The organism is Kluyvera sp., assembly GCF_965301105.1.
In genome coordinates this window covers 1-25,912 of sequence record NZ_CBDKZX010000057.1, presented here as the reverse complement: position 1 = coordinate 25,912, position 25,912 = coordinate 1, and the positions used below count along the sequence as shown (strand labels likewise).

The 25,912-nt window shown below is 47.0% G+C and carries 24 protein-coding genes and 1 pseudogene; 23 read left to right on the top strand and 2 right to left on the bottom strand.

Going from position 1 to position 25,912, the window contains the following annotated elements; genetic code table 11:
• Positions 1-320, top strand: a pseudogene (locus ACW14G_RS16840) (alanine--glyoxylate aminotransferase family protein); the annotation flags it as partial.
• Positions 317-1,579, top strand: coding sequence for an allantoate amidohydrolase (hpxK, locus tag ACW14G_RS16835; RefSeq protein WP_249023161.1), 1,263 nt, complete (start codon positions 317-319; stop codon positions 1,577-1,579). The pseudogene ACW14G_RS16840 and the gene hpxK, both read left to right, overlap by 4 nt.
• Positions 1,580-1,643: 64 nt before the next feature.
• Here hpxK and ACW14G_RS16830 read toward each other — a convergent pair whose 3' ends face one another.
• Positions 1,644-2,489: a Vmh family MBL fold metallo-hydrolase gene (locus ACW14G_RS16830; RefSeq protein ID WP_249023162.1), complete on the bottom strand. Its 846-nt coding sequence runs from the start codon at positions 2,487-2,489 to the stop codon at positions 1,644-1,646.
• Between the two features lie 115 nt (positions 2,490-2,604).
• On the opposite strand from ACW14G_RS16830, the gene ACW14G_RS16825 reads away from it, so the two are divergent.
• Positions 2,605-3,483 carry a LysR family transcriptional regulator gene (locus tag ACW14G_RS16825; RefSeq protein WP_249023163.1) on the top strand — a complete coding sequence of 293 codons (879 nt, stop codon included), beginning with the start codon at positions 2,605-2,607 and terminating at the stop codon, positions 3,481-3,483.
• 266 nt (positions 3,484-3,749) lie between these two features.
• Here the strand turns inward: ACW14G_RS16825 and ACW14G_RS16820 are convergent, their stop codons facing one another.
• The gene (locus ACW14G_RS16820; protein ID WP_455648690.1) at positions 3,750-4,406 is read right to left on the bottom strand and encodes a hypothetical protein; all 657 of its coding nucleotides are present in this window, start codon (positions 4,404-4,406) and stop codon (positions 3,750-3,752) included.
• Positions 4,407-4,808: 402 nt separating this feature from the next.
• Between ACW14G_RS16820 and ACW14G_RS16815 the strand changes: the two genes are divergently transcribed.
• From ACW14G_RS16815 to ACW14G_RS16720, 20 genes are all read left to right on the top strand, one after another.
• Positions 4,809-6,278, top strand: a complete 1,470-nt coding sequence (locus tag ACW14G_RS16815) for a winged helix-turn-helix domain-containing protein (protein WP_455648689.1) — start codon at positions 4,809-4,811, stop codon at positions 6,276-6,278.
• A gap of 19 nt (positions 6,279-6,297) precedes the next feature.
• Positions 6,298-6,780, top strand: coding sequence for a transglycosylase SLT domain-containing protein (locus tag ACW14G_RS16810; RefSeq protein WP_167575671.1), 483 nt, complete (start codon positions 6,298-6,300; stop codon positions 6,778-6,780).
• 123 nt (positions 6,781-6,903) lie between these two features.
• A complete protein-coding gene (locus ACW14G_RS16805) occupies positions 6,904-7,662 on the top strand; it encodes a helix-turn-helix domain-containing protein (RefSeq protein ID WP_455648688.1) in 759 nt (252 codons plus the stop codon).
• A gap of 3 nt (positions 7,663-7,665) precedes the next feature.
• Positions 7,666-9,330 (top strand): type III secretion system outer membrane ring subunit SctC, encoded by a 1,665-nt coding sequence (gene sctC / locus ACW14G_RS16800; RefSeq protein WP_223802746.1) that lies wholly within the window; start codon positions 7,666-7,668, stop codon positions 9,328-9,330.
• Complete coding sequence (gene sctW, locus ACW14G_RS16795) at positions 9,321-10,484, top strand: type III secretion system gatekeeper subunit SctW (protein WP_167575673.1); 1,164 nt, start codon at positions 9,321-9,323, stop codon at positions 10,482-10,484. Before sctC ends, sctW begins: the two co-directional genes overlap by 10 nt.
• The gene (locus ACW14G_RS16790) at positions 10,484-12,538 is read left to right on the top strand and encodes an EscV/YscV/HrcV family type III secretion system export apparatus protein (protein ID WP_432760030.1); all 2,055 of its coding nucleotides are present in this window, start codon (positions 10,484-10,486) and stop codon (positions 12,536-12,538) included. Before sctW ends, ACW14G_RS16790 begins: the two co-directional genes overlap by 1 nt.
• A gap of 17 nt (positions 12,539-12,555) precedes the next feature.
• Positions 12,556-12,957, top strand: coding sequence for an InvB/SpaK family type III secretion system chaperone (locus ACW14G_RS16785; RefSeq protein ID WP_223802744.1), 402 nt, complete (start codon positions 12,556-12,558; stop codon positions 12,955-12,957).
• Complete coding sequence (gene sctN, locus ACW14G_RS16780; protein ID WP_249023167.1) at positions 12,957-14,249, top strand: type III secretion system ATPase SctN; 1,293 nt, start codon at positions 12,957-12,959, stop codon at positions 14,247-14,249. Before ACW14G_RS16785 ends, sctN begins: the two co-directional genes overlap by 1 nt.
• Entirely contained in the window at positions 14,239-14,685 is a 447-nt protein-coding gene (locus tag ACW14G_RS16775) for a hypothetical protein (RefSeq protein WP_167575677.1), read from the top strand. The genes sctN and ACW14G_RS16775 overlap by 11 nt, the downstream gene beginning before the upstream one ends.
• Positions 14,673-15,629, top strand: coding sequence for a SpaN/EivJ family type III secretion system needle length determinant (locus tag ACW14G_RS16770; protein ID WP_249023168.1), 957 nt, complete (start codon positions 14,673-14,675; stop codon positions 15,627-15,629). Before ACW14G_RS16775 ends, ACW14G_RS16770 begins: the two co-directional genes overlap by 13 nt.
• Positions 15,626-16,573: a FliM/FliN family flagellar motor switch protein gene (locus tag ACW14G_RS16765; RefSeq protein ID WP_249023169.1), complete on the top strand. Its 948-nt coding sequence runs from the start codon at positions 15,626-15,628 to the stop codon at positions 16,571-16,573. Before ACW14G_RS16770 ends, ACW14G_RS16765 begins: the two co-directional genes overlap by 4 nt.
• Entirely contained in the window at positions 16,560-17,228 is a 669-nt protein-coding gene (locus ACW14G_RS16760; protein WP_167575680.1) for an EscR/YscR/HrcR family type III secretion system export apparatus protein, read from the top strand. Before ACW14G_RS16765 ends, ACW14G_RS16760 begins: the two co-directional genes overlap by 14 nt.
• Before the next feature lie 12 nt (positions 17,229-17,240).
• Positions 17,241-17,498, top strand: coding sequence for an EscS/YscS/HrcS family type III secretion system export apparatus protein (locus ACW14G_RS16755; protein ID WP_167575681.1), 258 nt, complete (start codon positions 17,241-17,243; stop codon positions 17,496-17,498).
• A gap of 2 nt (positions 17,499-17,500) precedes the next feature.
• Complete coding sequence (gene sctT, locus ACW14G_RS16750; protein WP_167575682.1) at positions 17,501-18,277, top strand: type III secretion system export apparatus subunit SctT; 777 nt, start codon at positions 17,501-17,503, stop codon at positions 18,275-18,277.
• Positions 18,278-18,296: 19 nt separating this feature from the next.
• Positions 18,297-19,361, top strand: a complete 1,065-nt coding sequence (locus ACW14G_RS16745; protein WP_167575683.1) for an EscU/YscU/HrcU family type III secretion system export apparatus switch protein — start codon at positions 18,297-18,299, stop codon at positions 19,359-19,361.
• A gap of 81 nt (positions 19,362-19,442) precedes the next feature.
• Complete coding sequence (gene sicA / locus ACW14G_RS16740) at positions 19,443-19,949, top strand: type III secretion system translocator chaperone SicA (RefSeq protein ID WP_223802738.1); 507 nt, start codon at positions 19,443-19,445, stop codon at positions 19,947-19,949.
• Positions 19,950-20,001: 52 nt separating this feature from the next.
• The gene (gene sctE, locus ACW14G_RS16735) at positions 20,002-21,894 is read left to right on the top strand and encodes a type III secretion system translocon subunit SctE (protein ID WP_167575684.1); all 1,893 of its coding nucleotides are present in this window, start codon (positions 20,002-20,004) and stop codon (positions 21,892-21,894) included.
• 18 nt (positions 21,895-21,912) lie between these two features.
• Positions 21,913-23,022, top strand: coding sequence for a hypothetical protein (locus tag ACW14G_RS16730; RefSeq protein ID WP_249023170.1), 1,110 nt, complete (start codon positions 21,913-21,915; stop codon positions 23,020-23,022).
• Positions 23,023-23,078: 56 nt separating this feature from the next.
• Positions 23,079-24,239, top strand: a complete 1,161-nt coding sequence (locus ACW14G_RS16725) for an IpaD/SipD/SspD family type III secretion system needle tip protein (RefSeq protein ID WP_249023171.1) — start codon at positions 23,079-23,081, stop codon at positions 24,237-24,239.
• A gap of 12 nt (positions 24,240-24,251) precedes the next feature.
• Positions 24,252-25,912: hypothetical protein (locus ACW14G_RS16720; protein ID WP_455648687.1), on the top strand; the 1,661-nt coding region annotated here is incomplete at its 3' end.

Genomic DNA, 25,912 nt, shown 5'->3' with positions numbered 1-25,912 from the left:
CGATGGGGCTTGAGACCTTCGGCGACCTGAAACACAAGATGAACAACGTGCTGGGAGTGATGATTCCGCAGGGGGTTAACGGCGACCAGGTGCGCAAATTGATGCTCGAGGATTTCGGGATTGAAATCGGCACTTCATTCGGCCCGCTGCACGGCAAAGTGTGGCGCATCGGCACCATGGGCTACAACGCCCGTAAAGACTGCGTGATGACCACGCTGAGCGCGCTGGAGTCGGTGCTGAACTATCTCAAATTCCCGACCACCCAGGGCGCGGCGATGCAGGCCGCGTGGGATCGCTACCGCAGTGAGAGCGCGCAATGAGTCAATGGATACGCCAGCAGGCGGAGAGGCAGCAGGCTGCGGCGCGGGCGATGGCGCGCGCCGATGAACTGGCCGCCATCAGCGAAACGCCGGACGCGCTGACCCGGGTCTATCTTTCACCGCAACATTTACAGGCAAATCAGCAGGTAGCGCAGTGGATGACGCAGGCGGGGATGCGCGTCTGGCAGGATGGGGTCGGCAATATTTGCGGGCGTTATGAAGGCGAGCAGGAGGGCGCTCCGGCTATATTACTGGGATCGCACCTTGATACCGTGCGTAACGCCGGACGCTACGACGGTATGCTGGGCGTACTGGCGGCTATTGAAGTAGTGCATGCCCTGCATCAACAGGGGCGGCGGCTAGCGAAAGCGATTGAGATTGTTGGCTTTGGCGACGAAGAGGGGACGCGTTTTGCCATTACGCTGCTCGGCAGCCGTGGGCTCACCGGTACCTGGCCCGATAACTGGCTGGCGCAGAGCGATGCCGACGGCATCAGCGTGGCGCAGGCGATGATCGACGCCGGGCTCGATCCCGCCCAGATCCACCTTGCCGCGCGCCGAACGCAGGAGATTGCCGCCTATCTGGAGCTGCATATCGAGCAGGGGCCCTGTCTCGAACAGGCCGGGCTGGCGCTGGGGGTGGTAGAAGCAATCAACGGTGCGCGCCGTTTGAACTGCCGCTTTGTGGGAGAGGCGGGGCACGCAGGCACGGTGCCGATGAGCCATCGTAAAGACGCGCTCGCCGCCGCCGCCGAGTGGATGATACAGGTTGAAACGATGACCCGTGAACAGGGCGGGAATCTTGTGGCGACGGTAGGGACGCTGCGCTGTGCTCCCGGCGCGGTGAACGTGATTCCCGGAGAGGTGACGCTCACGCTGGATATTCGTGGGCCGAGCGATGAGCCGCTTGAGGCGTTACTGAACGCGCTGCTGGCCCAGGCACAGGTGATTGCTGAACGTCGTCATTTACAGTTCAGCGCTGAGACGTTTTACCGCATTGCCGCCACCGCCTGCGACCTGGGATTACAGCAGATATTGCGCGATGCAGTAAGCGAGGTGCAGGGAGGTTCGCTGACGCTCCCGAGCGGCGCGGGGCATGATGCTATCGCCATCGCCGAACGCTGGCCGGTGGGCATGCTGTTTGTCCGCTGTAAAGGCGGGATTAGCCATCATCCGGCGGAGTCAGTCAACGTTGAGGATGTGGCGCTGGCGATCGACGCTTTTTCTCGCGCGGTCGTGGCGCTGGATAAAAACGCGTAAAAAGGGCTGTGTCCTGAAAGACAAAATCCACGCCGGGGCGTGGATTTTGTGTTGTGAAGCTCCGCTACCACTTCATCTCGCCGGTATTGACCTTCGCGCTCAGCTCCAGTGAACTTTCATCGGCAAGGTTCGGGTAAGCCGCCTTCATGGCGCCGATAACCGCAGCCGATCCTTTTTGCTTTTTCAGCGTCTGCTCAAACGTTTGCAGGTAGTTATGGGTGAAAGTTATAGCCGCATCTTTTTCCGGGCGCGGGCCCAGATAGTGCCCCGGAATGACCTGCTGAGGTTTGAGTGCCTGCATTTCGTTGAGTACCGTCATCCAGCCCTGACGAATCGTCGGGGTCTGCGTATCCGCCGTCCAGACATGGATGCCGGAAGCAATCCCGGTCCCACCAAGAATCGCTTTGTTGGCCGGGATCCAGACGTAGGCGGCATAGTCTCCCGTGTGTTTCAGTTCCAGCGGCTCGCCGTCTACCGTAAAGCGGGTGGCGCGGGTCGCTTGCGGCACAATAATTTTGGTTGGCGCGCCGTCTTTCATTTGCGGGCCCCAGAAGGACAGCTTGGCGTCTTTGGTCGCCTTAATATGATCCACGATGGAGGGAGAGGCCACCACCTCGGCCTGAGGGAAAGCGGTCGCCAACGGTTCCAGACCGAAATAGAAATCCGGATCGCCCGAGGTGATAACGATCGTTTTCAGCGTTTTGCCGCTCTCTTTGATCATCTGTACCAGCTTTTCCCCATCTTTCACGCTGAACTGGGCGTCAAACAACACCGCTTCTTTCGGGCCCGAAACCAGCGTGGAGGAGACCGGGAAAATGCCTTTTTCCTGCGGGTTATAGACGTCAAGATGCAGCGGGGCGGCAAAAACGGGCGCCGCGGCCAGGGTGAGGATCAGCGAAAGTGATTTCATATAAAGGGTATTCCTGAAGCGTTGAGTGATGCCACTATTTTACAGATTTGCGCTTTTGCCATAATTCCTGAAACAATACATGCTGAGTTTCATAAAACGATCAAATGGGGATGTGATGGACAGGATCATGGCGGCAATTACCTACAACCGCATTTGTGAACTCGGGAGTCTGAGTGCGGCAGCCCGTTCGCTGGGGATCTCTCGTCCCATGGTGAGCCGTTATCTCGATGAGATGGAGAAATGGGCCGGTTCGCGACTGATACACCGCTCAACCCGTCGGCTCACCATTACCCCGGCGGGTGAAAAAACGCTGGAGAAAACGCGGCAACTTGCCCTGTTATCACAGGGAATTGAAGGGGGGACCACCCGCCTTGCCCCGTCAGGAACGCTACGCGTTGCCTGCGCGCATTTTACCGCGACGCATTTGCTGGCGCCGATTGTCCCCACGTTTCTCGCCCGCTATCCGGCGTTACGTATTGAGGTGGAGATTAATAATCAGCCGGTAAGTCTGGTCGGTGAGCGCATCGATCTGGCGATTCGCATCACCAACGAGCCTGAACCGGGGGCTATTGCGCGCTATCTGGGGACGTGCCGCTCAGCGCTGTGCGCCTCGCCAGGCTATCTTGAACGGGCGGGAACGCCGGCCTCGCCAGAGGAGTTGCCACAGTATAATTGTTTACACTACAGCCGTTTCTCCGGCCAATCCTGGTCCTTCCGCGACAGTGAAAACAGGGGAACATCGGTGGCCGTGCGCGGTAATTTCAGCGCCGGGATCTCCTCACTGCTGTGTGATATGGCGGCGGCGGATGTGGGGTTGGTGATGGTGCCTGAAATTGAAGCGCGCGCGGGGCTGGAGAGCGGCCAGTTGGTTCGTGTATTGCCACAGTGGGAACCGCAGCCGCTGGGGATTTATGGACTTTATCAGTCGCGCGATCATCAGCATGCGGCGCTTAGTTTGTTGTTGGAAGCGATTAAGCGGCATCTTGCGAGGTGAAGATTAAATATCCTAAAGGATAATCAACTACCCATAGTGATGCATTTCGCGCGGTGGGTGGTTTTTCCTGATATTAAAGGTGGCTATTCAATTAACGGCGTTAAATGAAATTGGTTGAGACGTTGTAGGACATGGGATGTATTTAGCTGATGTTAATGGCACCCGTAGTGAATGAAAAAAATCCACGCGATTGCGTGGATTTTTTTCATTGCACATTACGCCACTTGCTGGCTCTTGGGGACTGCTGTCCCCATTTAGTGGCTATTCTACGAAGACGATTCTACGTGATTTTTAATGCGAGGCATAAAGTCAATGAGCGCTTGCTTTTGCTCTTGGGAGAAATCATCCCTATCTCCTAGATCCTTCAAGGTGATGCCATCAATTTTTTCCGCCAGTAAAGTTGTGTAGGAGTCTACGTGAGGTTTGAGGGCAGGGGTAGGGTCAAGATGTTTAAGACCGCTCATATTGGTTACCACTCGACGAATTTGATCCGGTTCAACGGATTCTGTATTGACGATATCATTACAGAGCTTCAGCAGATTGCCTTTAAGATGATCGATGTTCTCACTACTTTTTAAAGAAGCCTCCATGCACATAATCTGCATCTTATTAACGGCTTCTACCGTGGCTTGATCTGTCTCCCCTGTCACGGAGGATGAATGTGTTTCCACAATGACCTTATTGTGAACAATGCCAGATGGTATAATGGTTTTTAGCCGGCTATCCAGATATTTTCTGGTATAAGCTGCCCGCTCTTTCAAATCATAGAGTTTACATGCCTTCGAAATGCTATCATTGAAAAAGCTATAATTGATTGAACTATTACGTGCCTTTTTCAGATCTTTGGCAATAATTGATTCGGCTCTTCGACAATATTTATCAGCTTTATTAAGTTCATTCTTGGTGGAATAAAATCTAGACATGTCAAGATTAGCGTTACTATTGCCGAAAAAAGCGCTAATGCGAGTAGTGATACCTGGCTTTTATCTCTCCTATATAAGATTATTTAATTAGTAATTATCATTCATCCCTACATAACTAACTTTAAAAAAACGGGTTTTTATGTAAATTGTTATGCTGGAAATGAGCGCAATTTGGTAGTCATGAACTTGTAAATATTTTAAATTATCAGGTGTTGAATTCCTTTTTACAAGTGCTGCTAAGAAATGAAATTGATAGTCATAATCTCTGCGCTGGTAACATGTGGTGCGAGAAAAATAGAATAGAACCAATCTGGTGGTAAGGAGAACCATGGCTGAACACGTTTGTGTTCAGCCTTTTTATCAGTAAAAGCCAGGATTGCCAGACACAAAAGGAGGTCATAAATGTTCGATAATGAATGGAGAAACAAATTTTTCGCTGAATATTATTTTGGCGACTACTGTCTTAAATTCAACGAGGTTTTGTTGAAAAATGGTCGAGTAATACCTATTCCACCAAAAGAGCTGCACATATTGAGTCTTCTTGCTGCCAATGCAGGGCGCCTTCTGAGCAAAGAATTTCTCATCAAGACGGTATGGAATGGCGGTATTGTGAGTGATGAGTCATTAACCCGATGCATCTATTCCTTAAGGAAGATCTTAGAAAAAAATGGTGATTCTGGCTATATAGAAACGATATATGGAAAAGGTTATGCATTCGCATCAGAGATATCACTGACCCCTTGTGTTAAACATAATACGCAAGAGATGCTGGCGGTTTTTCCCTGTGGGAAATTTTCCGATCTGGCATTTGTCGATGTCTATGAGATGTTTTCTGAGAGCCTGCCTGTGGATGTCAATATTTACCCCTATGCTTTATTAAGCAAATGTAAAAATCCTGAAGATTTTCAGATGTTTATCAAGCATCATAATCCAAAATATGTTGTCTATTATACGCTTACCGATGTTGATCATAATGAACGGATCATTAATTTTAGCGTCGAAAACAGAATGGCAGATGAGGCGGTGGCCTGGCTGACGGTTGATGTCACGCAGCTAAAAGAACGCAACTATACTTATTTCAAGCATCGTATTCAGCGCTATTTTAAACCTAAATTCTCCAATGATGATGGGCAACAGGTCTTTGAACAGACCAGTTTTACAGAAAAAAATCATTTGCATCACTCTTTGGTTAATTATCTGATTGATGATTACAGCCACTCCAGCCTCACCACGACCGTCAATGTATTGCTAAAAAATGCAAACTGCATGAATCATCACGTTGATGGAGTTATAAAGCTTGCAGAGTGCTATCTGGGATTCATTTTGTCCGGGGATAGCAATGTCTATAAACTGATTTATAAAATTAAAAAGATCATCGATAGTCTGCTTCTGGTTGAACCATTAAACGCCAGGGTGCTGGCGCTGATGGGAGTGGTGAAAAGTATCGATAAAGAGGATGAGCATTCACATCATTGTTTCTCCCAGGCCAATTATTTAGCGCCGAATGATGATTTTGTGATTTATTATTATGCTTTGCATTTTTTTTTCAAAGGCCAATATGGGCTTTTTCTTGATGAAGTACAAAGACTTAGCCATTCATCTGCTTTTAATGGTCGCGTTCAGTTTCTGAAACATAAGATTCACGCTCAACAGCTCGGAGGAGACGGCGATTCGGGAAAAAAACTGTGTCAGATTTCGGCTGATAGTATGGCTATCGATGATGTTTCTGATGAAACCTATCATGTTTATGCTAAAGATAAACGTAATACTCTGCGGGGCAGGCATAAACAGTTGCTCAATGCCCGATTGAATGAACTTAAAGAAATATCTTATCACCCCCTCAGAATACGTAATAGTATCGACTGGATGTAAAGAGAGAGTTAGCAAAGAGATGAAGTTGATATTGGCAATTGTTCTTACTATGCCGTTCATTCGTCATGTTCATGCTGATTGCTGGGAGTTTACCGCTAAACGATTCAATATTGAAGTCCGGCTCCTGCAGGCCATTGCACAAGTAGAGTCAAGAATGGAACCGGCATCAATAGGCAAAAACAGAAATGGCACTCGTGATTATGGACTCATGCAAATCAATAGTATTCACCTTGACAGACTAAGAAAAAAAGGGATCAGTGAGTCAATGCTAGTGAGCGACCCCTGCATTTCATTATTGGTTGGCGCATCCATTCTGAAAGATATGGTCAATATCTATGGTTACGGTTGGGAAGCCGTCGGTGCCTATAATGCTGGGGCTGCCAAAGGGCGCTACAACCTGCGAATGAAGTATGCTCGGCAGGTATGGCAGATCTATCAACGACCCGTTGGCGAACGTCTTGATATTCCATTAGAAGAATTCCATCGTCGAATATCTTTATGACTTAATTCCGATTTAAATATAATGGAGTTGTGCGCGTTTAATGGTTTTTTTCATCATAATTTCGTCATGATTGTGGTGCGTTGAAACACTATAGTGATTATATCTTTCTTCGCAAAAGAACTTATGATGAAAATTGCTATCCGTAACAACAAATTGGCTGCTGGGGACGAGATTACCTTCGCCGGGCATTCATTGCTTTATATCGCCACTGGAAGTGATGGTTGCAATCTTAATATATTATCTCGAGCGCAGGAGTCGGTTAAATTCATCGGCGGAAACCAGCAAGGAATGCTGGTATTGAAACCATGTACTTTGGCTATTGAATCCGGACAATTAAACTACAGCAGCGTTAAATTTCCGTTCCTGGTCAAACTACAGGTTTTCATTGATCGTGCTCGTAAGCATCAGAAGACCTACGATGAATTTAGCCCTTATGGATATTTGCCGGTTGAGCTAGGGCCCCGGCCTTCATTGAGAAAAGTGGAATACTGGTTCTTAAACCAGATATTTATGCAAACTGATGGAGTCAATCAGTTCTCAAGTGTATTACAGCATAACGAATGGTATAACCTGGTTGAGTTTCTCCTTGATGAGTCTTGCGGCAATAATACCCAACACTTGCGATTATTGTGTGAGCGTTATGGTTTATCTGCCTCTCATTTCAGACGGCTAGCCAGAGTGGCTTTAGGTAAAACAGCGAAAGTTGAATTGCGCGATTGGCGACTGGTGCGAGCGCTATTTGATATGTTGGAAGGTAACCATAACCTGACGACTATTGCGATGAATCATGGCTACTCATCGCTGTCTCATTTTTCCAATGAGGTTAAAGAGGCATTTGGCGTGTCGCCAAGAAATTTAAAAAAAGTTTTATACGTGAGCTGATTAATGATGATTTTTAACAAATACCTCAATGTTTGCATTCTTATCGCAGCTTCAATGACGACAATAATTCCGAATACGGGAATTGCAAATGCACTAGCCGCGCAAGGATATGTTGCACGAGATGAGGGGGTAAAAGGCATCTTTGACGCACTATCTTCGACTATGCACAAACCTATTGTTATCAGCAAAATTGCCGCCCGTAAGAAAATAAGCGGTGAGTTCGATATGACGCGTCCTGAACAGGTGGTTGATGCTGTGGCCAATCAACTTAGTCTTATCTGGTATAATGATAACCAGGCTATATATATTTATGACTCATCGGAAATTCGCAATGCGGTCATTGTTTTGAAAAATACCTCACTTAACGTGGTGGTCAATTTTTTGAAATCCTCCGGGCTCTATGATACTCGCTATCCAATTCGCGCAGATAATCGTAGTCAGACATTTTATGTGTCAGGTCCACCTATTTATATCGACCTGATTGGCAATGCTGCGAAATTCCTCGATCGCAAAAGCGATGGTTTTGATGGCCGAGAAAACTTAGCGGTTATCCCATTGTTCAATACTTTTGTTGACGATCGTGAATATACCTACCGTAGCGAGAAAATCACCATTCCCGGCATGGCCAGCGTAGTGAACCGCGTCATGTCCAGCGGTAAAGCGCCGGGGGGGGTGGTGCAAATGAGTCCACGTAAAGAGGATGAAGCGCTTTTGCTCAATTCATTTCCCGGCGATACCAATGAATCCGAAGCACGCGAGGTCAGAAGCCTCGACACCGAAACAAAGGTGCAGCCGACTGGCAATGGGATGAGTATTATCGCCGACCCTGGAACCAATAGTCTTTTAGTTCGCGGAAGCGCTGAGCAGGTTTCTTATATCCGCAATCTGGTTAATTCCTTAGATATCCCTAAGCGACACGTCGAACTTTCAGTATGGATAGTCGACCTGCAAAAAGATGCCTTTAATAATTTGGGGGTTGAGTGGTCAGGGAGCATTAATGTTGGCAACAGTTTTGGACTATCGCTGAACGGAGGAAGCAGCACTATAGATGGCGCGAGTTTTATGGCCGCGGCCTTAGCTCTGAGCGAGAAAAATAAAGCCAATATTGTTTCCAGACCGATGATTCTGACCCAGGAAAATATTCCGGCGATCTTTGATAACAGCAGGACGTTCTATTCAAAACTCGTCGGTGAACGTACGGCTCAGTTGGAAAATGTGACCTACGGAACGCTAGTGAGCGTATTGCCGCGTTTTACGGAAAACGGAGAGATAGAAATGATGCTCAACGTTGAGGATGGTAATCAATTCGATAACACTCGCACCGGCACCGATGATCTACCTGAAGTAGGTAGAACGAAGATCAGTACCGTGGCAAGAGTCCCGAAAGGGAAAAGTCTGCTTATCGGCGGTTATACCCGCGATGAAGAATCAAAGGTAGAAGGAAAGATTCCATTACTTGGCGATATTCCATGGTTAGGGCAGTTATTTAGCTATACGCGTGACCGTGGCTCCAATATGGTGCGTGTGTTTCTGATACAGCCACGTGAAATCGATGGTCCATTAGCCCTCGATGCCCACAGCCAGATTGCCGAGATGAAGAAGAACTTCTCACGCGATGATTTGCAGAACTGGATGACCAATTATCTGGATAGCCAAAAATGGCGATAGGAATCAATAATAATAGCCCGTCGATGCAAATATATATGCAGCGCAGGGACAAGCTGTCGACTGAAAAGCAGACGCTTTCAGATCAGAATGAAATTAAAAATGCGTTAGCCGGAGACGATGCGGCGATAGTTGAAGACGAATCTCCCGCGGCATTATTGCAGCGCTTTGCGAGCGCTACGGATGAAATGTCTGCAGCAATGTCACAATTTCGTAGCCGTCGCGATTACGATAAAAAAATGGGGGCATCGGCAGAAACCAGCTTTGACCAGGTACTTGATGAGGATGTTTTCCCAAAAGCAGACCAGCTTGTGAAAATAATGAAAGGTCAGCAAGGCGCTAATATTGAAAATATGCTGCGCCATGCACGCTCACTTTTCCCTGATGAAAGTGATTTGGTGTTGGTTTTACGTGAAACGCTTCGCCGTCGAGAGCTTGATGAAGTCGTCCGTAAACGTCTGAAGAAATTATTAAGCCAGGTTGAAAAGGAAGCCGATCCTAAGCGGCTGAAAGCGGGTATTAATGTAGCATTGAAAGCGCGCCTGTTTGGCAAGACGCTGAGTATGAGCCCGGCAATAATGCGTGAAAGCTATCGCAGCTTTCTGGAGAGTGAAGATCACGAAATTGAGGTTTATCAGGATTGGGTCACGACATATGGCATCGAACGTCGCAGCATTGTCGTTAACTTTATGGAGGATGCGATTCTCTCTGATATTGACTCTGCCGACCCCAGTTGCAGCCACGTTGAGTTCAGTTATTTACTCGGGCGTGTTGGGCAAATAAAAATGATCCGCTCCTGTGATGCTCTGTTTATTAAGAACGTGCTCAGCGATCAGGCAGTGCGAGAAGTCAATCATGATGAAGGATCCTGGTTGTTTTTTATGTTTGGCATATTGCGTGGTCCACAGGATATTAATGAGCTCCTGACTTTAACGGTTGGGGATTATCTGCGTTTTGTTAAACGCGCAGAGCAAGCTCAGTTTTTACAATCAGTATATACCAACTGTAAAAAATTGCCCTGTGAGGCATTTATTTCGCTTGAAGAAAGAAACAATTTGCTGATGTATTTTGAAACACTCATTAATAAAGCACTGCACAATGAGAATATTGAACGGCGTAATGCCGCTGATGCACCAATTTCTAAAGAGCATGAATAATAATGAATAAGTTTTTACATCAGATACGACATCATCCAGAGCTATTTATCCTGGTTCTGATCGTTGTCATCATCTCCATGCTGGTGATTCCGCTGCCGACTTTTCTTGTCGATTTTTTAATTGGCTTGAATATGGTGCTGTCGATCCTTGTCTTTCTGGCATCATTTTATGTTGATCGCATTCTAAATTTCTCAACATTTCCTTCGGTGCTGTTAATTACGACATTATTTCGCCTGGCTTTATCGGTCAGCACCAGCCGTTTGATACTAAATGATGCAGATGCGGGTGATATTATCGCCACCTTTGGCGAGTTCGTTATCGGCGATAACTTAGTCGTTGGTTTTGTTATCTTCGCGATCGTCACCATTGTGCAGTTTATGGTGATTACAAAAGGTGCTGAGCGCGTCGCGGAAGTGGCGGCCCGTTTCTCGCTTGATGGTATGCCTGGTAAGCAAATGAGTATTGATGCTGATTTGCGCGCGGGCTCAATTGATGCTGATGCCGCAAAAGAGCGACGCAGTGTCGTGGAGCGAGAAAGCCAGCTCTATGGCTCCTTTGACGGTGCGATGAAGTTTATTAAAGGCGATGCTATCGCGGGTATTATCGTCATCTTTATTAACTTTATTGGCGGCATCAGCGTTGGCGTTTCTCAGCACGGCATGGATATGTCCACTGCGCTGTCGACCTACACCATGCTGACCATCGGCGATGGTTTGGTTGCCCAGATTCCGGCGCTACTTATCGCGATTGGCGCGGGCTTTATTGTTACGCGCGTGAATGGCGAAGCCGATAATATGGGCCGAACTATCGTCGGCCAGCTATTTAAAAATTCAACGGTGCTGCTGATTGGCGCGATTATCGCACTGGGTATAGGGAGTCTGCCGGGCTTTCCGCTTGCTGTATTCGTCATTCTGGCTCTCTCGCTGACCGCCATGTTTTATTATCAGTACCTACAAGAGCGAAAGAGCAGCGGCGCCACGGCTGACACAGGCCCAGTCAGCAGCTTTGATCCCGATGCTCAGCCCGATGAATCAGGCAGCTCACTGGGCATGCTCACCGATCTCGATAGTATCGCTTCGGAAACCGTGCCGCTGATTATTTTGCTTAATGATAAAGATCTCGAATTATTCGAAAAGGATAAGCTCGCACAGCGTTATCGCAGTCAGTTCTTTATTGACTATGGCATTAATTTGCCGGAATTCACCCTAAAATCGTCGGTGAATATTGAACCCGATACCGTCACGCTACTGATTAATGAAATTAAGGCAGAACAATTTCAGACAAAATTTAACCATTATCATGTGGTGAATAGCTCCCCAGAGATTGAGAAAATGGGGATCCCTTATGTTCTGATTGATAATCTGGTATGGGTCGATGAGCGTCAACGTAAGACGTTAACCCAATTAGGTTACCAGCTGAGAAATAGCATTGATGAGGTTTACCATACCCTTGCGGCTATTCTGATTCGCCACATTAATGAATATTTTGGCGTTCAGGAAACGAAAAATATGCTTGATAAACTTGAGGAGAAATATCCTGACCTGATGAAAGAAGTTATGCGTCATGCCACCGTACAGAGGATCTCAGAAGTTCTGCAAAGGCTTCTTGGGGAAAAAATATCGGTGCGTAATATGAAGCTAATTATGGAAGCTATTGCTCTGTGGGCACCCAGAGAAAAGGATGTCATCTCGCTGGTTGAGCATATTCGTGGCGCAATGTCACGCTATATTTGTCATAAATTTTCTCATTCTAATAGCCTGCAGGTAATCATGCTATCGGGTGAGTTTGAGGAGCGAATCAGGGCAGGGATTCGCAATACTTCGGCGGGGACTTTTTTAAACCTTGAGCCCGCCGTTTCGGATGAACTAATGGATAAATTCGCTCTGGCTATGGATGGCGTAACTATTTCTTGCCGTGATTTGGTGGTGCTGACTTCAGTTGATATTCGTCGTTTCTTAAAGCGGTTTATTGAAACGCGTTTTAAAGATCTGGAAGTTATGTCATTCGGCGAAATTAGTGACAGCGTATCTATAAATGTCATAAAGACGATTTAACAGGAGTTATAACAGTAATGAATATTGATATTGTTGCTTTAGTTCGCTTGGCACTCGTTGAAAGCGGCTGTGATGAATCGCTGCTGGGGGATTTTGACGCCCACTCAACGATTTCCCTCGATTTTGAAAACTCGCCAAGCCTGTTGATTAGCATGGTAGATGACAATGTCTGGATCTGGTCAAAAATATGTGAGGCCCATGAAACTATTCTGCGTAACAACGCCAGTGCAATTCTGGAAAAGATCATGGGTGGCTGCCAGTTTTCAATCACCGAACAACTGCAGTTAACGGAAAATGAGGGCTACCTTGAGCTTCGCGGAATGGTACATCCTGGCTACCTGGAGAGCAGCCAGCGCTTTGCCGATGCGCTGGACGAATTCTTTAGCCACCAGGAAGATTTTCTGAGGCTTATTCGCTAATGACTATTGGAATGCTATTACGGCAGCAGGCACATCCTCTGCGTTTGTCCGGCCCGTTGATCGAAGCACTTTTACCTGGGGTAAAAGTGGGAGAGCTTTGTGAAATTCGCCGCAGCTGGGACGAACCGGAAGTTGTGGCCAGAGCGCAGGTACTAGGATTCCACGCCGATCGAACGATTCTCAGCCTGATTGGCACCGCCCAGGGCTTGTCACGGGATGCTGTGATTAGCCCTACCGGTGCGGGACTCTCGGTCACCGTGAGTCATGAGTTGCTGGGTTGTGTGCTCGATCCGGCTGGGAATATCGTCGAGCGATTTGGCGAGCAGTGCGAAAGCTATGCCAGGCAAGTTCGCCCGGTAGATGCCGCTCCGCCTTCCTATCAGGATAGGGTCGGTATCCGTGAACCATTTTTAACGGGGGTACGTGCAATTGATGGGCTGATGACCTGTGGTATTGGCCAGCGACTGGGAATATTTGCTGCCGCTGGCTGCGGCAAGACAACATTGATGCATATGCTGATTGAACAGTCCGAGGCGGACATTTTTATTATCGCGCTAATTGGCGAGCGTGGCAGGGAGGTTACCGAATTCTCAGAAGCGTTGCGCCATTCTAAGCATCGGCATAAATGTATTCTGGTTTATGCAACCTCAGATTATTCGTCATTGGATCGCTGCAATGCTGCGCTGGTTGCCACGACTGTCGCCGAGTATTTCCGTGATTCAGGCATGAATGTCGTGCTGTTTCTTGACTCGATGACCCGCTATGCCCGCGCACTGCGTGATGTTGCGCTTGCTTCGGGCGAGTCGCCGGCACGGAGGGGGTATCCGGCATCGGTGTTTGACGCACTGCCGAAGCTGCTTGAGCGTCCTGGTTGTACCCGCGATGGCAGTATTACAGCCTGGTATACCATTTTATTAGAAAGCGATGATGAGCCGGATCCTATCGCCGATGAAATTCGCTCTATTCTCGACGGACATTTGTACTTGAGCCGTAAGCTTGCCGCCAAAAATCATTATCCGGCCATTGATATCCTCAATAGCGTCAGTAGGGTTTCAAGCCAGGTGTGTGACGAGGAGCATCTACAGTTGGCTGGCGCAGTACGGCGTATTCTGGCCAAAATTGAAGAGCTGCAAATCTTTGTCGATCTTGGGGAATATCAGCCTGGTGAGAATGCGGAGAACGATCGCGCGATGGATTTGCGCGATTCGATATTAGCCTGGCTTCGACAACGTGGCGATGAGCATGCCAGCTTTAATCAGATCCTTCAGGAGATGAGACATTTTGCGTCGTAAAATACATTCATTGATTGTGCGTTCGGAATTTAAGCTACAACAGAATGATTTTCTCATCGCCAAAAATGAGAGTGAACACAAGAGCCTTAGCAGCAAAATAGCGCATATTCATCAGGAAATGAATGCGGTGCAGTCGCTTAGCCAGAGCCTATATCCTCAGGGAGTCCTTAATAAGGAAAAGCTGCTGGCCATTCAACGTCGCCAGGGAGCATTAAAGCGAAAGCTTGCCGATATGAGAATGCAGGTTTCCCAGATTTTGTTAGACAAAGAACGTTGTGAAAAAGATAAAGAAATGCTCTGTGAAAAAAAGAAAATTTTCCTTAAGAAAATTGATAAATATGATTTTCTGAGAGTGAGGGAGCGTCGCGAAAGGCAGCTAAGGGAAGTGCGAATGGAAGAGTCAGAAATTGAAGAGAGGGTATCATGGCAACGATAAATAACGTCACTAATTATCCCAATGTTTCTCAGGATAAACATATTTCAGGTGAGTCTAAAAAACTCGATGATATCGTTCGAAAGAAGAAAGTTGAGGATACAGATGCCCCGACGGCATTACCCACTACGTTAACTGGCGGCATAGTGCAGCAGAATTCTTTGCTGCGGCTTTCGCTTGCTTTGCGTGGACACGGGGAAAAGGTTACGGAGCGGAGCCCTAAAACGGTGGCAGCCGCTCCAGTCACCCTTGCCAAAGTGGTATCTGAGCGTTTACGTGTCAGCGAAAAGCCTGCCGTGGAGCAAAGCCTAAAAACGGACGCACCTGCGGAACGAAAAGAGAACGGCGAAGTTAAAAAAGCTGTGAAAGAACCGAGTCTGGTCACAAAACCGCTTAGCGAAGTAGCCGGAATGAATTCTGAGAGACGTGTCCAGGCGCCAGCGACCGTGGCAGACAGCATAAAAGTCGTCCAGCAAGCTGATATCAGACCGATATCTGAACAGGATCGCAGCGATGTATCAGATAAGCCGCTCAGTCATAGAAATGATGTGACGTTTATGCCACCGCAATCGACGCCGCAGGGCGCACGACACGTCGAGATGAAAGAGAGCGCTGTGGTGAAAAGAGAAAGTCAGCAAATGCTCTCAGGCAATGCGCAGGGCGTTGATGCTGGTCGCACTGTAGCAAACGAGTCCGTTAAGGGCAGCAGTAACCTGACTTATCATTTTTCGGAATGGGGAAGCGGCCATCGAGTTAACGTGCAGCTCGCTGCACAGCAGGGCTTACCGCTGGTGCTCAGCCCATCAGATAACCTTGTTCAGGATCGCCTTGCTGACCAGGGCGGCCAGAATGACGGTGGGCAGCCGCAGTGGATATTCCAGGATGAACAAGATCAGCAGCAATCCCGTGGCGGTAAACCGCCAAAATATGCTGAGGAACCGATGTGATCAGAGAACATTTACGCAGCTATTCCAGAGAAGAACGGGCATGGCGTCAATGTATTGCTTACTGGAATACCCAAGGCTATCAATTCGAGCAAGGCATAGAAGCGGAAGGGCCTCTGCTGCATTTTTCTACCGATCGCGGCTGGGAGGGTCTTATTGATCTTCGAGACTGGTATGCCAGTTTCATGCCGCAGCAGGCACGTATGGCCAGCGTGTCCTGCACTGTTGAACAGTTGAAGATCTTGTTTCTCAATAGCATTCAACCGCTGGTTGGGCTGCCCACTGGGCTTGAATATCAGCGCGTTGAAAGCCGCGGACTGGTGGAAGACAAGAAAAGCGTTAAGGGTCTGTTTTCCTGTTTACTTCCACACGGCCGAATGTGGTTGAACGGTAAACGACCGGACGCAATTTCTCCGCCAGAACGTCAAAGCACACTGGATATCCTACGTGTTCCCGTGACGCTCTTTTTTGAAATCGGGCATAGCTTTATTAGCTATCGTTTGTTGAAAAAAGTTTGTCGTGGCGATGTGTTGCTCGTTAATCATGTTGAAAACAAGATGAAAATTCACGGCGAGTCTCTCGCTAAATTTGTCCGCAATGAGGAAGGTTTTATGTTTGATGTTGAAGATGGTCATGAATATATCGAAAACACCGACTCTGTCGCTGCCGACGAATCAACAAGTTCGGTTGAAAAAAAAGCTTTACTGCCTGTAGATAAGATCAAAATTGAACTTGGTTTCGTTTTACAGAAAAGCACCGTCAGTCTCCAGGATATTGAAGGGTTTTATCAAGGGGAGATTTTACCTTGTCACTTTGATGCGGAGAAAAATATTGAGATTACCGCTAACGGTGCTGTCGTAGCGAGAGGGGAGTTGGTATGGTTTGAAGAGCGTTTTGGCGTGGAAATTAAAGAATTATGCCATGAGGTCAATAATGATCCAAGGTAATGATATTTCGCTGATTGCCATTCTGGCTTTCTCCACGTTATTGCCGTTTATCATTGCCTGTGGCACTTGCTATATCAAATTCTCGATCGTATTTGTGATGGTCCGCAACGCCCTCGGTCTGCAACAAATCCCGTCGAATATGACGCTGAACGGCATCGCGTTAGCATTATCTTTCTTTGTAATGATGCCAGTGGTAAAGAACGGCTATGAAGAATATAAACGCTCTGATATGGATACCAGTAATCCAGAATCCGTGGCATATTTCATTGAGCATGGCATGGATAGCTACCGGGACTATCTACAAAAATATTCTGACCCTGAACTTACGCAATTCTTTGAACGCGTTCAGTTGCAAAGAGATCAAGATGCGATGGGGGCCGCCGAGGAGGAGGAAAAACCTTCTATAATATCGCTGCTGCCTTCTTATGCGCTCAGTGAAATAAAAAGTGCCTTTAAAATAGGATTCTATATCTATTTGCCTTTTGTGGTTATTGATTTATTGGTATCCAGTATTTTGCTGGCTCTGGGGATGATGATGATGAGTCCGGTGACGATATCGGTGCCAATAAAACTGGTGTTGTTTGTGGTCATGGATGGATGGACCTTATTATCCAAAGGCTTGATTTTGCAATATATCAATCTGGCTACTTCATAGGTTTTTATAACAATGAATGAAATAGCATATGCAGGTAATAAAGCGCTGTATCTGATCCTCATGCTATCGGCTCTGCCGATTATCGTGGCGACGGTTGTAGGCCTGTTGGTTGGTCTTTTTCAAACGGTTACGCAGTTGCAGGAACAAACGCTACCCTTCGGCCTGAAACTATTAAGCGTGGCATTATGTCTATTCCTGGTCACCGGTTGGTATGGCGATGTGTTGGTTGGGTTTGCTAAAGAGGTGATTCGTATGGCAATGGTAAGCTGACGATGTACACGCTACTTTTTTTTGATCTTCATCGATGGTTATATGAAATGGCAATGGTATCGGCAAGAGTGATGCCTGCCTTTATCTTATTACCTTTTTTTAACTCCAGTACCCTGAGCGGCGCTATTCGTATGCCAGTGGCCATGCTGGTTGGCGTTTCTCTTTGGCCTTATCCCGGTGCACCCATCGCCGGGTTTGACAATGCCTGGTTTCTCATTCTTATTGCTAAAGAGCTAATGCTAGGGCTGATTATCGCCTTTTTTTTATGCTTACCTTGCTGGGTACTTCATGCTACCGGCAGCTTTATCGACAATCAGCGCGGGGCAACATTAAGTAGTTCTATTGATCCCCTTTCTGGTGTTGATACCTCTGAGCTAGCCAATTTCTTTAACTTATTTGCGGCGGTGGTGATGCTGCAAAATGGCGGGCTGCTGCTGTTGCTGGAAGTTTTTGAAAGGAGCTATCTTCTTTGGGCTCCTTATCAAATGGAAATGCCGGGTTTTATGCTGGTGGTGAAGTTTATTACGCTGGTGGTCAGTCACGCGATTGTCATTGCCAGTCCGTTGATCATCATATTTTTGCTTACCGAGCTTTGCCTTGGCCTGCTAGCACGATTTGCGCCGCAGCTTAACGCCTTCGCATTAGCATTGACCGTGAAAAGCATCATCGCATTTTTTCTTCTGCTTCTGTACTTCACGCCGATCATTCCAGGGAAAATCATGTCTCTACAGTTGGTCCCGGATATTTTAAATGGATGGTCAGTTAAAACAATTTATTGAGTAACAAGTCGAGGAGTAAATGTCAGGAAGTAAAACCGAAAAGCCAACACCGAAGAAGAAAAAAGAAGCCGCCGAGAAAGGACAGTCTTTTAAAAGCAAGGACCTGATTATCTCCTGCTTAATACTCCTTGGTGTGCAATACCTTATTAATACTCATGATGCAGTAGAATTTATGACCCTGTTACGTAGAGTCATTGAAAATGGCTTTGCCAATGACATGGAGGGATATGCTAAAGCCGTATTCTGGACCGGTATCAAAATATTCCTACCTTTTTTATTGCTTTGCATTGTGGCATCGGCTCTACCTGCGCTTTTACAAACAGGGTTTCTGCTCGCCAGCAAAGCTCTTAAGCTTAATTTCTCCGCGCTCAACCCAGTGAATGGCTTTAAGAAATTGTTTAGCTTGAGAACCGTAAAGGACGTCATCAAATCATTACTGTTTTTGGTCAGCTTTGTGTGTGCTGCCATCATGTTCTGGAATAAGAATAAGGTTACAGTTTTCGCTCAGGTCAATACAGATACGGTCAATATGTTCCCAATATGGGCCCAGCTATTTGGCGCGTTGGTTTATCTTTGCTTGGGTTGTGCACTTATGGTGCTGATCCTTGATGCGCTTGCTGAATATTTTCTGCACATGAAAGATCTGAAAATGGATAAGCAGGAGGTTAAAAGAGAGCATAAAGAGCAGGATGGCGATCCTGAGATTAAATCAAAGCGTAAAGAACTGCATATGGAACTGCTTTCCGATCAGGTGAAATCTGATATTGAAAACTCCAAGGTTATCGTCGCTAACCCCACCCACATCGCGGTTGGTATTTACGTCAACCTTGAAGTAGTGGGGATACCGTTCATTTCTGTACTGGAGACCAACCAGCGCGCCCTGGCTGTCCGTGCTTATGCGGAGAAAGTGGGCGTGCCAGTTGTAGAAAACATCCATCTTGCCCGTCGCATCTACAAAACCCACCGCCGATATTCATTTGTTAGCCTCGAGGAACTCGATGAAGTTATTGAAGTTTTAATCTGGCTTGAACAGGTTGAGAATGCCTGGAAGAGTGAACATGTTACCCCTACTGAACGTGAATGAGCGTTCTTTGTGCGTACGCCTTAAATCATTATGTTGTAATGCAGTCATCAGTCGGTGATGACGTAATCAGAGAGTAAATAAATGATGAAAAAAGATATTACCGAGCAAGAAGCATCCTTAGTTCTTACGGCCACTTTGGAACATGGTGCTACGTTAAGAGAAATCCATGGTATTCCTGATAATACAATGGAAAACATTTATGCCCATGCCTACCAATATTATAAAGAAGGGCGATTGGATGAAGCGGAGAGTTTCTTCAACTTTCTCTGCATGTACGATCTTAAGAACCCCGATTACTTCATTGGGTTAGGGGCGGTTAACCAGTTGAAGAAAAATTATATTAAAGCCTGTGATTTTTATGCACTGGCATATGTGATGGCTGATAATAATTTCACGCCGGTATTTTACTCGGGGCAATGTCAGCTATTAATGGGTAATTTTGTTAAAGCCCTACAGAGCTTCGAGATTATCTGTAATCGTTGTCCCGATGAGGCCTTGGTTAATAAGGCAAAAATATATATGGAAACCATTCGTAGTAATCGTTTTGAACAAGCCGAAGTTGAAGATACTCAGGAGGTGGAACAGTAGTTTTAAAATATCTATTTATGTGCTGAAAGCTAATAAGTTATAAGGAAATTATATGAGTTTAACTTTATCTAATAATGTTCACGCTGGGAAAGTGGTCGACACCACTGTATCCAGTGATGCCATTAGCCACAAAACGCATATTTCCAGCAGTCAAGGCTCGCGGCTTAACTTGATCGCACAGCAAAAGAGCATGGATGAAATTGCGACAGGTGTTTCTGATGAACTTGCTCGGGAGATTGAGACTGAAATTGACAGGCCCGCTATTCGGCAGTCAACGGGTAAGCTGACCAATAAATCGCAAATGTTATTGACCATGCTGCGTTATCAATCGGTCAGCAACTCAATGAGCGAGAGTATGCTGGCTAACGCGGCGGCTGTTTTTAATGCCCAGGCGAATGCCAATATTCAGAAGGCCCAGGAATTATCTGCCGAACTTGACAAGCTAAAGGAGGAGTTTGATACCCAGTCAGGCGTGATTAATGACATGCAGGATGTCTTTGACTCAGCGAAATCAGATTGGGGGAAAGCTAACAGTAAGTTAACCGATGCGCAGAACACGCTCAATAACTTACTCGACGATCCCGACGCGAAAAGCGAAGACATTAAAAAAGCGCAAACAGCCGTTGCTGAAGCTCAGCAGGGATTAACCCAGGCTTCACAGGCCCTGTCGAATGCTCAGCGTAATCTCGATAAGGCGTTGGACGTCGGGCAAAAGATACTCAATAACGTCAATGCCAAAACGGCTGAGATGAATGCCAAATATAGCAACGTTCAGTTTAACAATACTGCAGGTAAACCTGCAGAACAGCATTCAGAACAGGCGCTCACCCGCACGGCAATCATGATCCAATTGATTACCGAGTTCATCATGAAGATGGATGATATTTCTTCTGAAAAGCTAAAGAACGATCTTGAAATCAATAAGATGCAAACTCAGGCTCGTCAGGCTGAAATGAAGCGTAAATCTGATGAATATGAAGAGCAGGTACGCAAAGCTGAGGAAGCACAAAAAACGGCAGGCTGTATCGGCAAAATTTTAGGTGGCCTGGCTATCGCTTTCGGCGCGATTACCACCATTTTTGGCGGTGGCGGCGCGGCGCTGATGGCTGTTGGTATTGCCCTGATGGTTGCCGACCCCATTGTCGAAGCAATTACTGGTCAATCCCTGACCGGCATGATTATGGATCCTCTTATGGAACATGTCCTCATGCCGCTAATGAATGTTCTGGGTGATATTGTTACTAAAATCTTTGATAACACCCCGCTAGGGCTGCTATTGAATGCCATTGATAAAGCAACCGGCGCTAACATGATGGACACGATCCATTCTGTGGTAACCGCGGCGGTGGCGATTGCGGCGATTGTTGCTGTGGCCTTTGTCGCTAAAAGCGCGGCCAAATTCTTGATTGAGAAAATGTCGCAGGCGATGACTTCTGCCATTGTTCAAACGGTGAAAGCGGCGATTGCTAAAGCGATCAATAAGCTCATCCCGACGCTGGTTAAAAATACAGCGAAGCAGGGCGCCGCTGCCGCCAGAGCGGTAGCCACACAGGTTTCGCAAAGCATTCAAAATGTTACCCAGAGTGTCACTAAAAATATTACTGGTTTTCTTCAGGGGAGTGAGTCGACGGTTCTGAATAATCTGAGCAAGATTAATATGAACCATATCATGATGGCGAACGTCGGTGTCAACACTTCCAATGGCATTATCCAGTCCGGCATGAGCATGAATATTGCCAATATTCAACTGGAAGCCCAGAAAGCATTGGCGAGTTTCCAACTCGCACAAACCGATGTGAGAATACTAAGCGATATTATCTCGAGCTATTTGACACGTTTTAAACAAGACCAGGAGCAAGTGCAGAAAATGGGGCTGACGCTCTCTGATATGCTGCAAAATCAGGCTGCGACTGGTGCTGCTGTTATTAAAAATATGAAAGCTTAATTTTATTCAGGATATATTATGACGACTATTTCTAATTCCGTTGTATCACAGCGTCCAATAACTACGCTCGATAATGATAGCTATGTTAAAAAGGCCGAGTCGGCACCGTTAAAATCTCAGGAAATTACGCAAAGCACTGCCACACCTGTATTTGTTGACAGTGCAGCAAAAAATGTGGTGTCTGCGGCGTCTCTGAAAGACACCGCCCCTGATATTGTACCTAGTCCAGTGCAGGCAGACCCAGAAGCCTTCACCAAACAGGTTTCTCAGGCGTTGGGGTCCATTTCTAACTTAACCCAGTCCGAAGCCTCAAAAGCCATGGAGCAGATGAACGATTCATTGGTTGTGCTGGCTAATAAGAGCGGCTTCGATATTTCGACTATTGCCAATGGTTTTAGTGGCAAAGCAGCACAAGTTCTGCAAACGATTTGCCTGGCCGCACAATATAACCAATCTATTATGCGTGAACAGTCTAGTGCCAATAACATGATGGCGCGCAGTTTGGGGGAGATGAGCTCTAAGCAAATTGTTCAGGCTGGTATTGAAAATAAAGCGATGGTGGATAAACAGGCCGGTATTTCGTTAGCGACAACAGCTGTGTCCGGTGGTATCCAGACCAAAGCGTTAACTAAATCAAACCAGGCGATTCAAGTTCATGGTTCAAAATCTATTAACCTTAAGCGCGATTCCGATGCGCTGAGTGCCAGTGCGGTACCAGGCTCACGTTCAAGACTGGATAAGATGACGTCACAGGATGCCTCTGATATCAAGCTGCTGAAGAAAGAGTCTAATCGATTGAAGCATGATTCTTCAGCAGAAAACTTGCAGCAGCAACTGCGCGCCAACGATGCAAGCAAACTGCAAATGCAGGGGATGATGTTTGGTCAGGGGGGGCAGGCGGTTGCGAACCTGTCTTCTTCAAATGGTCATGTTGACAAAGCAAACGCTGAAGCGAACGCACAGCTTCTGAAAACTGATGAAAACGTCTTTACTTCACGTAAAGAATCTGATGAGCGCGAGCAGCAGGCCATCGGTCAGTTTAAGGCGGAATTGATGCAATTGCTCAACCAGATTCTCGCCAACCGAGCGGGCACTGTCAGAGCCATGACCGCTAACCTGAAAGCCTAGTCCTCCTGTTATCATTAAGCCCAGCCTCCTGCTTAAGGAGGCTTTTGTGAGTTAAAATGCCAATTGATCATATTACGTCGAACCCCATTACTCCGGCTTGGCTATTGAACAAAACGGTGGAGAGCGAGTCGCCAGTTGATAATAACCAAAATCTGGCATCGACAGATGATATGGCCCCGGAGTCCACCGCCACACTGAAGGGGTTACTGCCAGATTCCGTTGTCCGTTTACTCTTAAAATCAACGCCATCAACCCGTGATGACGTCGCGCAACTTAGCAAGTTGGTTGAAAACGGGCAGACGTCCGAACTACAGAAAAAGCTGGAAGTCATTAAGGCTAAAAATGCCATGACAAATCTGGCTGTTGAGCAGAAGAAAGCACTTTTAGCGGGTGTCGCAGCGGGATTGTCTTCATCCGTTAGCGCCGCTGGCGTGAGTACAAGTAATGAAGTGCCGGCGGCGCTAACCCTTGCCGATCAGGAATTCCTTAACTCGGCCAGGACTGCCGCGGCGTTTACCCGTACCTCGCTACCGGTTGCAGCCGAAACGCCTGATGACGCCTCCACGGTAGATGCGGAAGAGATTCTCAGCATATTTAATGAGGTGGTTAAGGATAGCGAATTTTCCACTTCCAGTAGCAAAGAGATTTGCGATGCCGTTGCCGAGGCAATTGCCTCAATGGGCGAAAACTATCTTGATGTTTTTCAGGAAGCCGTGGAGGTGTACGCCAGCTTTTACGCCGATTTTTCTGATGTCATGGCGAACCTGAAGAAATACATCTCGGTTGATGACGAAGATATTAAATTTAATGGTAGAGGTTTTGCTGCTGAATTAAAAACTGTGATTGATAAGTACAGCGGTGATGCTGGGATCTTATATAGCGCATCCTCCCCGGAGGAGGCAAAGGCCTGGGCTAAGGAAATGGGGCTTGACCCAGATAAATGCGTTGATGGGAATAATGTTCGTATAGATTTATCATCGGTCAGGAAGCTATATACAAGTTCTTATAACGATTACAATAACAAAACACTTAACTCAGCGCAGTGGGCTGCATATCAAAGTAGTGTCGATATTGTGAAGGATTCCGTGCAAACCGGCATGCAGTCTCTGACGCAGAAATATTCAAACGCAAACTCTACATTTGATAATTTAGTCAAAATATTAAGCAGTACTATTTCTCAGCTTTTAGAGTCTGATAAGTCCTTCTTTAATATTTAATAGGGGGTTGTTATGATACCTACTTCACGCACGGCATCACCACTACCTTGTTTCTCATTGAATAACCCTGCAACTCAAGTGCGGGGACCACTTAGTACAGTTACTGGCGTTTCAAACATCAACTCACAGCTTGTGCTGAAAAGTGCCGAGCAACAGTTTATCTCTCACCATAAATCTGTTACTGAGCTCCTGACCCAGGCAGTATCGCTTGCGCAGAACGCAATAAATACCCGTGAAACGGATTCGGCGCAAAGGGCTCAAGAGCCAGCAAACGGGGCGCTTAGTCGAGATTCGGTGGATAATCACGCTGAGGTCACGCAGAATTCTCGTGTGCCCGGGGACGCCTCGCTGAACGAGAAAATTGCAAAAGCATTAGAGAAATTGCCCACTGGTGAGCAGTTCGCTGCCCAAAAAGCTGAAACCGCAAAGCAGGCGCTGTTAAATGAAATTGCCACCTTCCAATTGCCAGATAAAACGGTAGCAGCGTTTATTGCAATTGTTGAGAATAATAGCGGTAACGCTGACCCAAGGGCCATGAAATGTGTTGAAGATTTTATGGTCATGCGTCAGGAGATTAAATCACGCCTGGCGCCAGATGATAGTAAGGCGATTAAAGAACTTAACAATGTGACTAAATCATTCATCCTCAGCATTGTTAAGAACGGTGTGGGGATGGATTCTCCAGCGGCTGGGTCGAGTAAAAATCACAGCGAATTAAAAGAACACCAGGCGATCTGCAACAATCTGGTTGCGCTTGATAAGCATTCTCAGCAATCTTCAGGCTTGAGTTTCAATGTCGAAATAGCAAATCGTATTTATGAATCACTGATTAATGAGGGTCTATCTCAGGAGGAATGTGTCCAGGTTATGGACAACGTTCATAACATTTTCAGGAATTCGATTGCGGAGCAAAATTCCTCCCTGAGTATTATCAATCGGAGCCGCAATTTATCCCCTTTCGAGCAGGCCCAGACTCGACTCGGTCAGGAGTCGATAACATTTGATCTATTGAGAAATGCGCTGGCTGATATAGCGCAACCCAAAGCGGATGATGCGGCCAATCCGGGCCCTTGCCCTGAAATAGAAATGGGGCCTTCGAATCAACCGGGTATCAATATTACAATCAATGCACCTTTCACTTACACCTACCATGAAGGTAATCAGGGGAGTGAATCTCCGGGCATGGCTTCGGGAAGCCAACCGGCCTTTACGACATCTTCCGGTATAACTCAGACTGATGATCCCATTGCTCCACAATCAGTGACGACTGCAGTGGGAACTGAGGAAATGGATTCATCTACACATCCGTTACAAGACTCTCAGCGCCCTACGATGACTAATGCCGTCGAACGATCGGTTCAGCATGTACCCGATCTTTCTGAGCAGGATAGTCAGACAATATCTCCCGATGAGTCTCCGCGCCAATCTGTTAGTCGAGGTTTGGGTAGCAACAATGATGCTGCTAATGAACTGCATCACGATGTCATTGATGCGGCGACGGGGCCAGCCGTTCAACCTACGGATCAGCAAGAAGAACAGAACACCGTAAACGCCACTCGTACTGACCAGGCGAGCGGCACAGATGGCGATAGGGCATCGCTTCGGTCCCCGGTTTCGTCGTATATCGGCGGCCCGGGCTCCGCAAACGCCCGGTCGAACCCGGCAGAAGCCCG

Coding starts and splice junctions, on each gene's coding strand:
- sctT (WP_167575682.1), top strand. CDS start 17,501: ATGTACACGCTACTTTTTTTTGATCTTCATCGATGGTTATATGAAATG.
- ACW14G_RS16785 (WP_223802744.1), top strand. CDS start 12,556: ATGAATATTGATATTGTTGCTTTAGTTCGCTTGGCACTCGTTGAAAGC.
- sicA (WP_223802738.1), top strand. CDS start 19,443: ATGATGAAAAAAGATATTACCGAGCAAGAAGCATCCTTAGTTCTTACG.
- ACW14G_RS16760 (WP_167575680.1), top strand. CDS start 16,560: ATGATCCAAGGTAATGATATTTCGCTGATTGCCATTCTGGCTTTCTCC.
- ACW14G_RS16725 (WP_249023171.1), top strand. CDS start 23,079: ATGCCAATTGATCATATTACGTCGAACCCCATTACTCCGGCTTGGCTA.
- ACW14G_RS16770 (WP_249023168.1), top strand. CDS start 14,673: ATGGCAACGATAAATAACGTCACTAATTATCCCAATGTTTCTCAGGAT.
- ACW14G_RS16820 (WP_455648690.1), bottom strand. CDS start 4,406: ATGTCTAGATTTTATTCCACCAAGAATGAACTTAATAAAGCTGATAAA.
- ACW14G_RS16825 (WP_249023163.1), top strand. CDS start 2,605: ATGGACAGGATCATGGCGGCAATTACCTACAACCGCATTTGTGAACTC.
- ACW14G_RS16810 (WP_167575671.1), top strand. CDS start 6,298: ATGAAGTTGATATTGGCAATTGTTCTTACTATGCCGTTCATTCGTCAT.
- sctN (WP_249023167.1), top strand. CDS start 12,957: ATGACTATTGGAATGCTATTACGGCAGCAGGCACATCCTCTGCGTTTG.
- sctC (WP_223802746.1), top strand. CDS start 7,666: ATGATGATTTTTAACAAATACCTCAATGTTTGCATTCTTATCGCAGCT.
- ACW14G_RS16755 (WP_167575681.1), top strand. CDS start 17,241: ATGAATGAAATAGCATATGCAGGTAATAAAGCGCTGTATCTGATCCTC.
- ACW14G_RS16805 (WP_455648688.1), top strand. CDS start 6,904: ATGATGAAAATTGCTATCCGTAACAACAAATTGGCTGCTGGGGACGAG.
- ACW14G_RS16830 (WP_249023162.1), bottom strand. CDS start 2,489: ATGAAATCACTTTCGCTGATCCTCACCCTGGCCGCGGCGCCCGTTTTT.
- sctW (WP_167575673.1), top strand. CDS start 9,321: ATGGCGATAGGAATCAATAATAATAGCCCGTCGATGCAAATATATATG.
- ACW14G_RS16815 (WP_455648689.1), top strand. CDS start 4,809: ATGTTCGATAATGAATGGAGAAACAAATTTTTCGCTGAATATTATTTT.
- hpxK (WP_249023161.1), top strand. CDS start 317: ATGAGTCAATGGATACGCCAGCAGGCGGAGAGGCAGCAGGCTGCGGCG.
- sctE (WP_167575684.1), top strand. CDS start 20,002: ATGAGTTTAACTTTATCTAATAATGTTCACGCTGGGAAAGTGGTCGAC.
- ACW14G_RS16730 (WP_249023170.1), top strand. CDS start 21,913: ATGACGACTATTTCTAATTCCGTTGTATCACAGCGTCCAATAACTACG.
- ACW14G_RS16745 (WP_167575683.1), top strand. CDS start 18,297: ATGTCAGGAAGTAAAACCGAAAAGCCAACACCGAAGAAGAAAAAAGAA.